Raw genomic sequence first — 14,542 nt, 5'->3', positions numbered from 1 at the left:
TGTCTACATTGATGATGGTAATGAGTTGGAGTTTTTCGAGGTATTGGATATGGTGGAACCAGATTTGGTTCTGACAGGACCTCGTGTGGGTGCGTTAGTTAAGAAATTGCACTTGCCTTATGTGAATGGACATGGTTATCACAATGGTCCTTACATGGGATTTGAGGGTGCAGTGAATATGGCGCGGGATATGTACAACGCTATTTACTCCCCTTTGATGAAGCTTGCTGCTTTTGATATCTGTGAACAGAATGCAGATATATTAGCGAGTTCACAGAATAATGACAAACTTTCTGATGATGTGCAAATTCAGCCTTGGTCAAAATTAGACTCACAGTTATGCAATGGGAAGGAAAATATTGAACATATTCATAATGGGGTCAACAATTCTAGCGAATTTTTGACTGGAGAAATAGCTGTTATCGCTGAATTGTCAATTTCTCCCATCATGGATGTCAAAGACTTAAATCCAAACAAGAAAAACTTTCTGACTGAAACACATATGAGTTATATGGAAACCCAAGTACAACATACATCAAATGAAACTCAATCATTGGTATCATCGACTGATGAAACATTATCTCAATGGCGGCAAAAAAGCAGACAGTTATCTAACTTATTGGAACAAATTCCTAAATATTTTGGTAAGTTTTTCTCAGAAAATCAGCAAATTGTGATTAGTATTTTGGTAATCATTGCAGTAGCGATCGCATTTAAAATTGTTCTCGCAATACTAGATGCAATCAATAGTATTCCTCTTTTGAACATACTTTTTGAGTTGGTGGGTATTGGTTATGTAACTTGGTTTAGCTCTCGATATTTACTTAAAGTTTCGACTCGGCAAGAGTTAATTACCAAATTCCTCTCATTAAAACAAGAAATTTTCCAGAAATAATATTCCTCAGCTAAGGGTAAAGTAACGGGGGGAGCAGAAAATTTCTGAATTATTATTGGGAAAAATTGGGAATCTACCGTTTTGGAATCAATTTAGAGATACTTATGCGGAACATTGCAATCTACGGAAAAGGGGGAATTGGGAAGTCTACAACTACTCAAAATATAGTTGCTGGACTAGTAGAGATGGGTCGTAAGGTCATGGTTGTAGGATGTGATTCAAAAGCAGATTCTACTCGACTTTTGCTAGGAGGATTGCATCAAAAGAATGTACTCGACACATTGCGTAGAGAAGAAGATTTAAATCTGGAAGATTTATGTAAGCAAGGATGGGGGAAAACCCTTTGTGTAGAATCGGGGGGACCAGAACCAGGTGTAGGATGTGTAGGTAGAGGTATTTTGACTTCTATTGGGTTGTTAGAACAACTTGGTGCTTATGAGGAGGAAATTCAACTCGACTACACTTTTTATGATGGTTTGGGTAATGTGGTTTGTGGTGGATTTTTCATGCCTATCCGAGAAGGTAAAGCTCAAGAAGTTTATGTTGTCACTTCTGGGGAAATTATGGCAATGTATGCTACCAACAATATCTGTCGAGGTATTGAGAAATACGCTCGTATAGGTACTGTACGCTTGGGTGGATTGATTTGCAACTCTCGCAACGTTGACCGAGAAGAAGAGCTAATTGATGCTTTGGCTGAAGAGTTAGGAACTCAGAGAATTTACTCTATACCCAGACACAACATAGTACAACAGGCAGAATTTTATCGCCAGACTGTAATTGAGTATGCTGATGATTGCGAACAGGCAGAGCATTATCGTAATTTAGCAAAGACAATCGATCGCAATAAAAATTTTGTTGTTCCTAAACCTATGTCTAATCAGCAACTGGAGAAACTGCTGATGAAGTTTGAACTATTTCGCTAGTAAGTAGTTAAACAAAATTAATTACACAATAGTAAGGCATGAAACCCTTGTCCAGACTAGATACTGGTGTGTAAATAATTCTGCGCGATTACTTATCCATCATCAAAGTATTTTTAGTGAGGGGTTTTTCCCTCAATTTTGAGATTCAGGAGAATAATTGATTATGTTGACTCAAGAGCTTTTATTACAGAAATTCACTACTGTACTAAAGCAACGTTGTCCTCAATTAAGTAGTTTACTGCAATACTGCCACATCGAACTTGTTAACCATCACTGGGGACAACCACCAAAAGTATCTCTACATTTTGTCGTCTACTCCCCGAACAATCTGTTTACCGAAGTCAGCACGTACAAACCTATTTTTAGAGAAGTGGCTAATAATCTGGGAATACCAGAAGCTATTTGTATGAATGCTACACGTATTATTAGCGATCGCGCTTCAACGTTAAAGGAAAGAAATCTTGTCTTGTGGTTGGAACTTCAATGGATAGTAACACAACATTTGGAATGATAGATAATATAGTGAGTTTGTGTGACTACTCCTGTTAAGGCGATCGCTCCTTCAGTCCAATATACCGGGATTAAAGTAAATCTCGGTTTGTAAGATTGTTATGGTCGTAGTTAGAGTCGTAAGTTCTGCAATTGCTGCCTCCGTTTTCTTACACCAACATTATTACTGTCAGCAAGTATAGAGATTTCGGGCTAAAACTATATAAATATAACTCTCGTATTTCCACTCATTAAATTAACCCTTTTTCTGTTAATCTCAATACATTTTCTCTGAATCAATAAAATAAAAAAAGTTTTTCCTGACGCAATTATTCTTGCCAAGTGTATGCTATGCTTGTCATTATCAAGTAAAGAATTAGTAATAAAACTCATGAAACTGGCAAATTTCCGAAATTAGTGTCAGCTCGTCAAGTTTGCTTTGATTACCAATAGGAAAGACATCAACTAACAATCTTAGTGATTGATTTCTGCAACATGCCTGGACAGATTGAATTTGCTCTTGGCAAACTTTGGTCGTGGAGAAAAACACCCTATGAAACTGGATGCAAATCTTTGCAACAACCTCAAGTTAATTAGAACTCGTTTGGGTATGAGTCAACAGCACTTGGCAAACTTAGTCGGTGTAACTCGTCAAACTGTTGGTGGTGTAGAATCAGGACTATATGCTCCTTCTATTACTATTACCCTGCGTTTAGCTAAGGTACTAGGTTGTAAAATCGAGGATTTATTCTGGTTAGAGCAGGATTTATGCACCGTTGAGGCAGTGCTAACTAAACCTGTCCCGATAGGACAGCGATCGCCAGTCAGTCTAGCACAGGTTGGTGGTCAGTGGTTCGCTTATCCTTTGAGTGGAAAAGATGCCTTTGGTATGGAAATAATTCCAGCAGATGGTGAGATTCTTGCAGTCATTAGGCAATCTGCTGAAGAGGTTTCTACCTGGAAACAACTATCACAAGAGTTGGATGAGGTAGACAAACATTCATTTTCGGAACAATACTTGGAGGACAAAGTACAGAACCAAAACAATTCAAATAAAGCCTTGGTGAGGCTGCTTGATGATATAGACAAATTGTACAATACCATTGTCATTGCTGGCTGCACACCTGTGCTTTCCCTATTTGCAAAGGTTACTGAGCGTTGGCATCCACAGATGCGAGTTCATTATCATTTTGCCCATAGTATGGCAGCATTGGCTAGTCTCTGTCGGGGTGAAGTTCACATAGCAGGAATGCATTTATATGATCCCCTCACTAGAGAACATAATATTCCCTTCGTGCGGGAAGCCTTAATAGGAAAGAGTGCAGTTGTTATTACTGTTGGGGTTTGGGAAGAAGGACTCTTAGTCCCTCCAGGAAACCCAATGGGTATTAAAACAGTTACGGATGTAGTAGAACTGGGAGCCACTATTATTACTCATGGAGTAGGTACTTGTAGTCGGATGCTTTTAGAACAAAAACTCCAGGAAGAACAAATACCACTCCAGGCTGTAAAACAATTGCAACGTATCGCTCAAAATCATCAAGATATTGCTTTATCCGTAGTTTCCGGAAGTGCAGACGCAGGTATAAGTACTGCATCCATTGCTGTGGCTTTTGGGTTGGAATTTATACCTCTGCATCAATCACGGTATGATTTGGTAATTCTCAAGGAATATTTGGAAGAAAAACCAGTGCAGCAGTTTCTCAGTATTTTGGAAAATCGGACATTTAAATGGCAATTAGAGGCTCAAGGAGGCTATGACATCACTAATATTGGGCAAGTTGTCGCAACTATTTAGTCTTTTAATGGTAACTTGACACTTTTTAACTTTTACTTCCCCACATCACAACTTTGACTATGACTAACTACGCTATTCAGATTAACGATACAACCTTGCGAGATGGTGAACAAGCCGCAGGGGTAGCATTTAATGTTGAAGAAAAAATTGCGATCGCCACTTTGCTCGATTCGATTGGTGTTCACGAACTCGAAATTGGCATCCCTGCAATGGGACAAGAAGAGGCAGAATCAATTAAAACCATTGCTAATTTGGGACTAAATGCCAAATTACTCGGTTGGAATCGGGCAAATTTGTCTGATATTCAAGCATCTATTGATTGTGGTTTAGAGCGGGTGCATATTTCCGTCCCCGTTTCCGATATCCAGATTGCTGCTAAGTTTGGAGGGAAACGTCAGGTTGTTTTGGATAAATTGCGGGATGCCATTAATTTTGCTGGCGATCGCGGTTTATCGGTTTCAGTCGGTGGAGAAGATTCTTCTCGCGCTGATGAATCTTTTTTACTGGAAGTAGCCCAATCAGCCCAAGAATGGGGTGCTTTTCGTTTCCGTTTTTGTGACACCGTGGGGATTCTCAACCCAGCGACTACCTATAACCAAGTTAGTCATTTGGTTTCCCACCTCTCGATTGTAGTAGAAATGCATATGCACGATGACTTTGGTTTGGCAATGGCAAACACCTTAGCTGGGATTGAAGCTGGAGCAACTTCAGTGAATACTACCGTTAATGGTATCGGCGAACGGGCTGGTAATGCTCCTCTGGAAGAAGTTGTCATGGCACTCAAATACCTTTATAGTGTGCCAACAGGTATTAATACTAAACGACTCGTAGAAATTTCACGTTTAGTAGCTAAAGCAACAAATTACCCAGTACTTCCTTGGAAGGCGATCGTGGGTGAAAATACCTTTGCCCATGAATCCGGTATTCACGCTCATGGGGTCTTACAAAATCCTGTCACCTATGAACCCTTTGCTCCAGAAGATGTGGGTTGGGAGCGACGTTTAGTGGTTGGTAAGCATTCTGGTCGGCATTTACTCCTCAGTGTATTACAGCAACATGGTATTACCCTGGGTCAGACAGAAATTCAATCAGTGTTAGATGCAGTCAGACACCAATCAGTCAAAACTAAACGCAGTCTGACGGTAGAAGAACTACTAGATTTAGTGCCTCAAAGGTAATATGTTTTACTTCTCTCCCGGCTAATGTCAAGGCAAGGAATAAGTAACAGCGAGGGGTAGAGGGGAAATTATCTGTATTTGTCGTGACTTGAATGAGTCTATATCTGTGTCTAACTATTTTCACTTTCTAGCTGAGTTAGTAAAAATACTCAGTTCTCTCTCCAAAAATATACACAATTACTTTATTTGAATAGATACACAAATTAAACCAAACTACGGTTTGGCTTAATACTTAGACTAAATTTTTCTTGTCTCTGTGTAAATCCAAGGATAATTTATGGTTCCAAGAAGACATATCATTGCTGGTTTTGCTGCTTTTTTGTTGACTTTGAGTCTTGGTAGTAGTAATTTAAATGCCCAGTCCTCAGGTAGTAAAAATGTCATCGTTGCCATGACAACCAGTATTGAGGATAGTGGTTTGTTAGATGATTTGGTACCAGCTTTTGAAAAGAAAACAGGGTATCGAATCAAAAAGGTTGCAGTTGGTACTGGACAGGCTTTAGCTTTGGCTCAAAAAGGTGAAGTTGATGCCCTATTTGTGAATTCACCGAAAGCCGAGCGTAAAGTGTTACAGACTGGTGCGGTGACTAATCGTCGCCTAATTATGCACAATGACTTTGTAGTTGTGGGAGCAAGCAGTGCTGACAAGGCAAAAATTAATGGTAAAAAAAATGTCGTGGAAGCCTTTAAGTCAATTGCTCAAAATCAAGCATTATTTGTATCTAGGGGTGATGACTCAGGTACACATAAGTTAGAAAAAGATTTATGGCAACAAGCTAAAGTGACACCATCTGGTGCTTGGTATCAACAAACAGGTTCGGGAATGGGGAAAACTTTGCAAGTCGCTAATCAAAAGCTGGGATATACCTTAGCAGATAGGGCTACATATATATTTCAGAGGAAAAATCTCTCATCTTTGCGAGTAATGGTAGAAGGAGACCGAAAACTATTGAATCTTTACCATGCTATGCAAGTAAATCCTCAGCAATTTCCCCGTGTGAATAGTGCAGGAGCGAAAGCTTTTGTGGATTTTGTCTTATCTGCTGATGGACAGAAAATCATTGCAGATCACGGGAGAAAAGAATTTGGACAACCACTATTTATTGTGGATGCTGGGAAGACGGAAAAAGATTATGGATTTTAAGGATAATGGACACAATTATCGAAGGAGTAATCAGAGCTTTTGAGTTATTAACCCGTGGGGATAATGATGTTTTTCAAGTAATGTTTATGACGTTACTTGTATCAGTCACAGCCACTTTAATTAGTGTCTTATTAGGAATACCTTTGGGTTTATGTTTGGCTTTAACAGATTTTTTTGGCAAGAAATTATTGAGTAGTTTGGTGAATTTTGGAATGGGATTACCACCTGTGGTGGTGGGTTTAGTGGTGAGTCTTTTATTATGGCGTTCTGGTCCTTTGGGCAATTTGGAGATGATGTATACACCCGCAGCGATGATTTTTGCCCAAGCATTGATTGCTTTTCCGATTGTAGCTGGTTTTAGTTTTGCTGCCATTCTTAGCGTCAATCCCAAATTACATTGGAAACTACTCTCAATGGGAGCGACACCATTACAAGCTAATTTATCACTGATTAAGGAAGCCAAATTGGGGTTAATTGCTGCTGTGATTGCGGGGTTTGGTCGGGTTATCTCCGAAGTTGGTGCATCAATGATGGTGGGTGGCAATATTAAAGGTCAGACAAGGGTATTAACTACAGCAATTGTCACGGAAGTTGAAAAAGGTAACTTTGATGTGGCGATGGCGATCGCTTACATTCTTTTATTTATTACCTACGGCGTTATTGTCTCCCTGACTATCTTGCAGCAGGAGAAGAAAATATTATGAGCAAAATTGCTAGTTTGGGGTGGTTTGTTAAACGGGAATCTGATTTGTTGGAACAACAGGAAGTTGTTGAGGGTATGAATGATTGGGTTGTAAATATGCGTCAGGTCAAGGTCGCAAGCAAAACCCGTAAAAATATTTTGACGATTGATAATTTTGCTGTTCGTCCGGGGGAATTAGTTGCGGTTCTCGGTCCCAATGGTGCAGGAAAAAGCACTCTCCTGAGAACCATTAATCTTTTACAGCCTTATTCTGGAGAGATGCAATTATTTGGACGGGATGTCAATCAAGTTAATAAAACCCGGTTACGTCGTCGTTCGTCTTTAGTTTTTCAAGAAACCCTATTACTAAATGATACCGTATTTAATAATGTTGCCAGAGTGTTGCAGTTTCGAGGTGTACCAGAACCACAAATTAAGCACAGGGTACATACTGCTTTAGCTACTTTTGGTTGTGAACATTTAGCAAATCGTCCCGCTCGTTCCCTATCTGGGGGAGAAGGAAAAAGGGTTTGTATTGCTTGCGGGTTAGTTGGAGATTCAGAATTATTGCTATTAGATGAACCCTCTGCTTCCCTCGATGTTGCCATACGTCCTCAAATCATCGAACAAATTCGTCAATGGGCAGAATCTAGGGGTGCAGCAGTAATTCTAGTTAGCCATAATTTTACCGATATACTCAACTTCGCCGAAAGAGCGATCGCCTTATCTGATGGTGGCATTATCCAAGATGATAAATTAGAAACTCTAATTCGCCGACCTGCTAACCAGCAAATTGCCAGATTGGTAGGAATGGATAATATTATTCCCTGTCAAATTAAGCGAAGTAGTCGTGGTTTTTGGGTACAACTAGCAAACAGTATGGAATTTCTATACCCCGGTGAATTAAATTCACCTATTACAGCTTGTTGTCTGTCCGGTGATGCTTTTTACATTGACGATATAACTTCTGCAATTTCTTCTTGTTCGGAAATGATAACTGTAGAAGGAAGGGTAGAAAGAATATTACGTGGTATCGGAACCTATACAATTCGGGTGAAAGTGGGGGAGCAAACTTTAACTGCAAAATTACCTAGAAATCATGTCCCGGAAAATATTCATCACCACGGAGAAATTAAATTAGCATTTAATCCCAGAGATATGCATTTTGTCTAGGGATTAACTGATAACTGTTGACTGTTTTTAGTTGTTTACCCCACTTCCCTATCATGTTTTTCCTGCTGCTTGAATTAGTGCGATCGCCGCCTTTTTTGCTTGGGATGCGGTTGACCAACTTCCTTCCATCATCGCGACCACAATAGCACCTTGTACTAATAAAAGTAATTGTCTTGCTAATTGTTCGGGTGATGTGACTTTTATAGATTGAGCCAGACTTTTAATATATTGGTAAATCGATTGTTGATGTTCTAAAGCAACTCGATGTCCCGGATGGTCGGGGTTAGCTAATTCCACCGAAGCATTAATAAATGCACAACCTCGAAATTCTGGACTTTCAAACCATTCCCGCAAAACGTCAAAGATTGCTAGTAATTGTTTTTCTGGTTCAGAAGTACGTTGTTCAATAGTTGTTTTTAACCATTGATACCATTGTTCATTTTCCTGTCGTAACCAAGCTTCAATCAAAGCATCTTTCGACTTGAAATGATTGTATAGCGACATTTTCGCAACACCAGATTCCGCAATAATTCTGTCAATTCCGACATTGCGAATTCCTTCCCGATAAAACAATTCTGATGCTGTGTCTAAAATGCGATTGTAAACAGATTTGCGGGTTGTTCTTAGTTTAGTCATTTACAGTCTTTCCATCGTTCTTTTATTCTTTCAGAACATGCTTAATTTTCAGTCCATTCGTAACAGTACAATGCAGAAAATCCCATACAATTGGGGTTTGATTAATAATGTACTTCCTACAGATGTCAATTTAAAACTTGCAGCTAGTTTCCCCCATGATGACTTTCGTTTCTCCGAGGGTTCAGGATATGGTTATTGGTGGAAAAATATGTTTGTCTCTGATGAAGATATCTCATTGATGCTCAAATTCAATGACCGTCGCTGGAGACAAAGAATTGAAGAAGGCAGATTTACTAACAATTTAGGTTCTTTGGGTCTTCTATGGCGACAGTTGATTCAAGAATTACAAACAGATTCTTACCGTGCAGCTTTATCTGAAATGTCTGGATTAGACCTCAAGGATTGTCCGATGGGGATTGGTTTTCGTCGCTACAATCACGGACATACCCATCATCCCCACACCGATGAACCAAATAAAGTTCTCACCCACCTTTTCTTTTTGAACCAACAATGGTCAGCAAATTGGGGAGGTTGTTTGCGAATTCTCAAAAATTCCCATCCAGAGTCAACCTTTCAAGATATTTTACCTGTCAGTCGTTCTTCCGTTGTGATTGTACGCTCTGATAATTCTTGGCATATGGTGACTCCACTTACCTCCCCTGTCTCTGAAATTCGCTTGATTTTACGAGTGGCTTTTTTTAGAGATGTTGCTTAGTTACACAGTTTTCGGTCAAGTTTACCTACTTTGGAGTGAATAAGAATAACTATGAACAATCCCCATGAATTACTGCGATCGCGCTACGGTGAAATTCCTTTTGATTACAATATTCCCTGGAATGATTCTATTGAGTCAATTTTATCTCATCGTTCGGTGCGTTCCTACCTCAGCGACACCCTACCACCAGGAATTTTAGAGTTATTAGTCGCTGCTGCTCAATCTGCTCCTAGCTCTGCGAATATGCAAACTTGGAGTGTAGTTGCAGTGGAAGATGCAGAACGTAAAGAAGAATTATACAAGCTGGCTAATAACCAACTCCATGTGAAACAAGCTCCTGTATTCTTGGTTTGGTTAGCAGATTTAGGTCGTTTGGCTCATATGGCTGACTGTCTGGGATTACCCCATGTGGCTTTAGACTACATAGAATTACTGATTAAAGCTGTAGTTGATGCTTCTGTCGCTGCCCAAAACGCGATCGTAGTCGCTGAATCCTTGGGTTTGGGAGCCATATATATCGGTGCTATCCGTAAAAATACTCAGGAAGTTGCCACATTATTAAATTTACCTCCTTTTGTGTTTCCTGTGTTTGGAATGTGTGTGGGTTTCCCCAATCCTGAAGTCAAACCCGTAGTCAAACCCCGTCTACCCCAGCCAACTGTGTTGCATCGAGAAACCTATAAACTAGGAGAACAGGAAGATGCGATCACTCGTTATAACGAGATTATGAAACAGTTCTACACAGAACAAAAAATGAATGTTGCCGGTGATTGGTCAGAACATTCAGCCGAGAGAATTGCTACTTTAGACTACCTCAAAGGATGTAAGAACTTACGTGAAACTCTGAACAACTTTGGCTTCAAACTACTGTAAAAAAAAATCTTGAAGCAAACTTGTGAAGATAACCAAATTTTGCCTAAGGTTTATCTTCACACCCAGTTACAATTATTCATATTCAAAAATAACTCCTATAATTTAGTAGAAAAGTGAATAAAAAAATTCATATCTATTCACTAACTTTTAAAATCCGACCTAAAGCCACAAAATAGGGATTAATTACCGCATAAACTTCTGTTCCTTCATGTAAATCCAACTCATCAATTGACGCACTAGTAATAACCGAAGTTAATTCTATTTCATGAACAACTCTTAAAGTCACCTGACTACTCAGTTGAGAGGGAGTAACTTTTGTCACTATACCCTTGATAACATTGTAAGAACTAAACTTGATTACTTCTGTGTAATTGTTAATTTCTATGGAATTGCTATCAATTTCTGCATCTGCTTGATATTGTTTGGTTGAGAATCGCGAAATACGAGGATTCAGACCTCTCACAAGTTCTCGCAGAATTTCCGTTTTACTACGTTGGGACTCCTGAGATAATTTATCTAAAATTTTCCGTTCTTCTTCTGATGCTTGAAAAGTTATCCATCCTTGTTTTTTTCTAGGCATAATGGAACTTATAACTGAGAAGTTTCTGAAAATTTTGACATAATATAATATTAAAGTACTACTTCAAAGTACTAATATTTGAGGGTAATACAAGCTTTTCTGAGCCGCAGGTATGAATACAGCTTAGTTTACTTATTTTTACACCCCTTTGAAAGTGAATCGGGTTCAGGAAGTATAAGTCATACACAAGTAAAGTATTGATTTTGTCAAATATTTTAGCATATTGCAAATAAACTTGCTCTAAAAATCAGCTTAGTAACCAAAGTTGCTCTCCCTTAGCACTTGATTTTGGCATGTTGGGCGACTATTCCTATTCATATTGTGTGCGAACGACTTCGTCGCCCAAGCTTCGCACTCTCGAATCTAGTGACTAGCAGTTTGGGTTTCTGCTGAAAAAATTGAATGAAAGCAAATAATTTGGCGATATGTATGTTAAGCTTGACTTAAGGAGATGGAAATAGCAAGGGCATTCACAAGTCTTCTTAGGGAAACAACATCAACTAAAAGACTTGGCTGTTTCTTTTTAGTTTCTTTCATATGATTACGGTGAATCATCTCAAATCTTACACCAGTAATCGTTCGCTTCGCCGTAAATCGAAATTTGGGGTTTCCATGAAGAGTGCTACGCTTCGAGTACTTTCTATATCTTGAAAGTAGCGAATTGTATTTTTAATTCATCAATTATTTAGGACTACATATTATTAGTGAACACTCAACAGTGAGAATTTATCACGGGTATGTCAATAAATTTGGGATGGAATTTAGTTTCAACGATAAATCTCAATCTTAAGAACTGAGAACTAATAATTCCATTTGTTTAATAGTTTTTCCGTCGATAGGGAATGTAGAGCAAATGACTCTAAAGATACCTTTGATGTTAGTGTCGTCATGATTACTCCTTTCTTTTTTGTGCTTGCTCAAGTTCCCTATCTTTCCTCTTCTACTACGAAAAGGATAGAAAGCAAAACTGTAAAAATTGAAGCTAGATATAAATAAAGCTTGCGACTGTGAAGCCGGATGTTAAAAATTTCTTGTTCATCTTACTCTACCCCGACTGAGAAAAGACATGAAAAATGCTCAAGAAAACATGAATCAACTGTCAGATGAGATAGCCTGCAAAAATAATCAGGAAAAATTGGATTTGAAGACAAAAAAACCTTGTAAAAAGCCACCACAACCGGGTGCAGCCCAAGGAAATTGTCCTTTTGAGGGAGCAATGGTTGCCTTAGTACCAATTACTGATGTAGCTCATTTGGTACATGGAGCAGCAGCTTGTACTCGTAACCCTTGGGGAAGTCGGGGTAACCTCTCATCAGGTTCTCAACTAAATCAAATTGGATTTACTACCGATTTGAGTGAGAAAGATATAATTTTTGGTAGTGAACAAAAATTACATCAAGCTATTATTAAAATAGCCCAGCACTACAAACCTACAGCTATATTTGTCTACTCTACTTGTATTACTGCTTTAATTGGTGATGATATTAATGCTGTTTGTAAAGAAGCAGCAAAAATAGTTGGTATCCCGGTTATTTATATCAATGCTCCTGGATTTATTGGGAGTAAGAATTTAGGTAATCGGATTGGTGCAAAAGCTTTATTAGAACAGGTAATAGGAACTTCTGAACCAGCTTTTACTACACCATTCGATATCAATATCATTGGCGAATATAATGTTGCTGGTGATGTGTGGAATATTTTACCTTTATTTGAAAAGTTAGGTATTCGTGTTCTCTCTAAAATTACTGGTGATGCTCGCTATCAAGAAATTTGCTATGCTCACCGTGCAAAACTCAATATCGTAATTTGCTCGAATGTATCTCTACAACTTGCAAAAAGTATGAAGGAACACTATGGAATTCCTTATATTGAAGAGTCCTTTTATGGTGTAGAAAATATCAACCGTTGTTTACGGAATATTGCCAAAGAATTAGGAGATAAATCTCTTCAAGAACGTACTGAATTATTGATTCAAGAAGAGACTACCGCCTTAGATATTGCTTTGGCTGATTATCTTCCTGGATTGGAAGCTAAACGCATTGTTCTTTATAGTGGTGGTGTTAAAAGTTGGTCAATTTTGTTAGCAGCAAAAGACTTAGGAATGAAAGTTGTTGCTGCGAGCGATCGCAAGAATACAGCAGAAGAAAAATTTAAAATTAAGCAATTACTTGGTCAAGATGGTGTTGTTTTATCGAAGGGAAGTCCCAAGGCATTATTACAAATTATCAAAGATACAAAAGCTGATATCTTAGTTGCCGGTTCTAGCAATCAATACACAGCACTAAAAGCAAAAATTCCTTTTCTGGATGTTAATCATGAACGCAATCATGCCTATGCAGGTTATACAGGGATGATAGAAATGGCGCAGGAATTATATAAAACCTTATATAGTCCTGTTTGGGAACAGATTAAAAAGCCTGCTCCTTGGGATGAAAAAACGCCTAAGTGATGAGATTCATGGGAATTTGTCAAATTTTGACTTCATGAAAATGACAAGCTGCAAACAACAATTATCACATTGATGGAGAAAATATAATGAAAGTAGCCTTTACAACTAGTGACGGAACCCATGTTGATGTTAATTTTGACCCTGCAAAGACAATTGATGTCTATGAAGTCACTAAGGATGGATTTAATTTTGTTGAGACATTAACTTTTGAAGAAGATTCAAAAGAGGCTTTTCAGGAAGGTAAACTTACGCCAAAAATGGAAGCGGTTCTGGATTGCAAAATCATATATTTGAAAGCGGTTAGTAAACCAGTAGGAAATACATTAATGAAGCAGGGTGTAACTCTTGTCAGAGTACAAGAATATGATACTGTTCCTGAGATTTTATATGCACTGGTAAAAAGTATTAATGGCACGGCTCCACCAATGTTGCGTAAAGTTATCGAAGCCGAACGGGAAAAAGTTGCTAATAGCTAATATTATTCTACCGGGAATAATATAATTAAAGAGCCAGTAGTTGAGAATTTTCAACTACTTGCTTTTAGTTAGTTTATGAGACTAAATTTGATTGAATAAAATATTTTTTTCGTATCCTTGATTGCAAAAGCAGTCAAGGCTTTTTTGTCAATAACTAATGATGGTTAAGATTGGTTTTTTGTGATAAGATGCTGGATAAACGAAATATATACAGAACTGTATATTATAGTTAATTTTTGTAAGCGAATAGCATAAATAAAATTGGTAATTGTTGTTGTCGTGACTTCAAAATAATTAATTAGTTATTAATATTTAAAAAGTAAAGAACAAAAGAAAAAGTCCTCAAAAAGAAGAGAAGAAAAAATCTTCTGAGGCAGAGAAAATAGCAGGAGTAATAAACAATGCCACTACACTTATTGAAGTGCGATGAAACTATTCCCGAACGTGAAAAGCACGTATATATTAAAGAAAAAGGAGAAGACACAACCCAGTTTCTCCCCCTATCCAACATCGAAACAATCCCAGGTT

At 38.2% G+C, this 14,542-nt stretch carries 14 protein-coding genes; 12 read left to right on the top strand and 2 right to left on the bottom strand.

The annotated features are described in order from the left end of the window. The 8 genes from VB733_RS26015 to VB733_RS25980 form a co-directional block, all read left to right on the top strand. On the top strand, positions 1-895 hold an 895-nt coding region (locus VB733_RS26015), incomplete at its 5' end, for a CAAD domain-containing protein (protein ID WP_323342952.1). 98 nt (positions 896-993) lie between these two features. After that, positions 994-1,821 (top strand): nitrogenase iron protein, encoded by an 828-nt coding sequence (nifH, locus tag VB733_RS26010; RefSeq protein ID WP_416336351.1) that lies wholly within the window; start codon positions 994-996, stop codon positions 1,819-1,821. A gap of 163 nt (positions 1,822-1,984) precedes the next feature. Further along, positions 1,985-2,332, top strand: coding sequence for a hypothetical protein (locus VB733_RS26005; RefSeq protein ID WP_323342950.1), 348 nt, complete (start codon positions 1,985-1,987; stop codon positions 2,330-2,332). Between the two features lie 531 nt (positions 2,333-2,863). Then, positions 2,864-4,108, top strand: coding sequence for a substrate-binding domain-containing protein (locus tag VB733_RS26000; protein WP_323342949.1), 1,245 nt, complete (start codon positions 2,864-2,866; stop codon positions 4,106-4,108). A 59-nt stretch (positions 4,109-4,167) separates the two neighbouring features. Continuing rightward, positions 4,168-5,286 (top strand): homocitrate synthase, encoded by a 1,119-nt coding sequence (nifV, locus tag VB733_RS25995; protein ID WP_323342948.1) that lies wholly within the window; start codon positions 4,168-4,170, stop codon positions 5,284-5,286. 277 nt (positions 5,287-5,563) lie between these two features. Next, the gene (locus tag VB733_RS25990) at positions 5,564-6,430 is read left to right on the top strand and encodes a substrate-binding domain-containing protein (protein ID WP_323342947.1); all 867 of its coding nucleotides are present in this window, start codon (positions 5,564-5,566) and stop codon (positions 6,428-6,430) included. Between the two features lie 5 nt (positions 6,431-6,435). Continuing rightward, the gene (locus VB733_RS25985) at positions 6,436-7,134 is read left to right on the top strand and encodes an ABC transporter permease (protein ID WP_323342946.1); all 699 of its coding nucleotides are present in this window, start codon (positions 6,436-6,438) and stop codon (positions 7,132-7,134) included. Next, positions 7,131-8,285 carry an ATP-binding cassette domain-containing protein gene (locus VB733_RS25980; protein WP_323342945.1) on the top strand — a complete coding sequence of 385 codons (1,155 nt, stop codon included), beginning with the start codon at positions 7,131-7,133 and terminating at the stop codon, positions 8,283-8,285. Before VB733_RS25985 ends, VB733_RS25980 begins: the two co-directional genes overlap by 4 nt. Before the next feature lie 51 nt (positions 8,286-8,336). Here VB733_RS25980 and VB733_RS25975 read toward each other — a convergent pair whose 3' ends face one another. Next, positions 8,337-8,921: a TetR/AcrR family transcriptional regulator gene (locus VB733_RS25975; protein ID WP_323342944.1), complete on the bottom strand. Its 585-nt coding sequence runs from the start codon at positions 8,919-8,921 to the stop codon at positions 8,337-8,339. A 70-nt stretch (positions 8,922-8,991) separates the two neighbouring features. Here VB733_RS25975 and VB733_RS25970 point away from each other — a divergent pair, with 70 nt between their 5' ends. Both VB733_RS25970 and VB733_RS25965 read left to right on the top strand, forming a co-directional pair. Continuing rightward, positions 8,992-9,636, top strand: a complete 645-nt coding sequence (locus VB733_RS25970; protein WP_323342943.1) for a 2OG-Fe(II) oxygenase — start codon at positions 8,992-8,994, stop codon at positions 9,634-9,636. Between the two features lie 51 nt (positions 9,637-9,687). Beyond that, positions 9,688-10,509: an NADPH-dependent oxidoreductase gene (locus VB733_RS25965; protein WP_323342942.1), complete on the top strand. Its 822-nt coding sequence runs from the start codon at positions 9,688-9,690 to the stop codon at positions 10,507-10,509. Between the two features lie 133 nt (positions 10,510-10,642). Here the strand turns inward: VB733_RS25965 and VB733_RS25960 are convergent, their stop codons facing one another. Then, positions 10,643-11,089 (bottom strand): TOBE domain-containing protein, encoded by a 447-nt coding sequence (locus tag VB733_RS25960; RefSeq protein ID WP_323342941.1) that lies wholly within the window; start codon positions 11,087-11,089, stop codon positions 10,643-10,645. Positions 11,090-12,155: 1,066 nt separating this feature from the next. Between VB733_RS25960 and nifE the strand changes: the two genes are divergently transcribed. Further along, a complete protein-coding gene (nifE, locus tag VB733_RS25955) occupies positions 12,156-13,538 on the top strand; it encodes a nitrogenase iron-molybdenum cofactor biosynthesis protein NifE (protein ID WP_323342940.1) in 1,383 nt (460 codons plus the stop codon). 86 nt (positions 13,539-13,624) lie between these two features. Continuing rightward, entirely contained in the window at positions 13,625-14,014 is a 390-nt protein-coding gene (locus VB733_RS25950; RefSeq protein ID WP_323342939.1) for a NifB/NifX family molybdenum-iron cluster-binding protein, read from the top strand. The last annotated feature ends 528 nt before the right edge of the window (positions 14,015-14,542 follow it).

This window comes from Calothrix sp. UHCC 0171 (assembly GCF_034931845.1).
In the GTDB taxonomy this organism is placed as follows: domain Bacteria; phylum Cyanobacteriota; class Cyanobacteriia; order Cyanobacteriales; family Nostocaceae; genus Brunnivagina.
Note: the sequence above shows the minus strand (reverse complement) of the source record. Positions and strands in the feature narration are given on the sequence as shown.

What these genes read in the sequence shown, in the direction of transcription:
- VB733_RS26005 (WP_323342950.1), top strand. Translation starts at nt 1,985, where the DNA reads ATGTTGACTCAAGAGCTTTTATTACAGAAATTCACTACTGTACTAAAG.
- VB733_RS25970 (WP_323342943.1), top strand. Translation starts at nt 8,992, where the DNA reads ATGCAGAAAATCCCATACAATTGGGGTTTGATTAATAATGTACTTCCT.
- nifV (WP_323342948.1), top strand. Translation starts at nt 4,168, where the DNA reads ATGACTAACTACGCTATTCAGATTAACGATACAACCTTGCGAGATGGT.
- VB733_RS25950 (WP_323342939.1), top strand. Translation starts at nt 13,625, where the DNA reads ATGAAAGTAGCCTTTACAACTAGTGACGGAACCCATGTTGATGTTAAT.
- VB733_RS25965 (WP_323342942.1), top strand. Translation starts at nt 9,688, where the DNA reads ATGAACAATCCCCATGAATTACTGCGATCGCGCTACGGTGAAATTCCT.
- VB733_RS26000 (WP_323342949.1), top strand. Translation starts at nt 2,864, where the DNA reads ATGAAACTGGATGCAAATCTTTGCAACAACCTCAAGTTAATTAGAACT.
- VB733_RS25960 (WP_323342941.1), bottom strand. Translation starts at nt 11,089, where the DNA reads ATGCCTAGAAAAAAACAAGGATGGATAACTTTTCAAGCATCAGAAGAA.
- VB733_RS25985 (WP_323342946.1), top strand. Translation starts at nt 6,436, where the DNA reads ATGGACACAATTATCGAAGGAGTAATCAGAGCTTTTGAGTTATTAACC.
- nifE (WP_323342940.1), top strand. Translation starts at nt 12,156, where the DNA reads ATGAAAAATGCTCAAGAAAACATGAATCAACTGTCAGATGAGATAGCC.
- VB733_RS25975 (WP_323342944.1), bottom strand. Translation starts at nt 8,921, where the DNA reads ATGACTAAACTAAGAACAACCCGCAAATCTGTTTACAATCGCATTTTA.
- VB733_RS25980 (WP_323342945.1), top strand. Translation starts at nt 7,131, where the DNA reads ATGAGCAAAATTGCTAGTTTGGGGTGGTTTGTTAAACGGGAATCTGAT.
- VB733_RS25990 (WP_323342947.1), top strand. Translation starts at nt 5,564, where the DNA reads ATGGTTCCAAGAAGACATATCATTGCTGGTTTTGCTGCTTTTTTGTTG.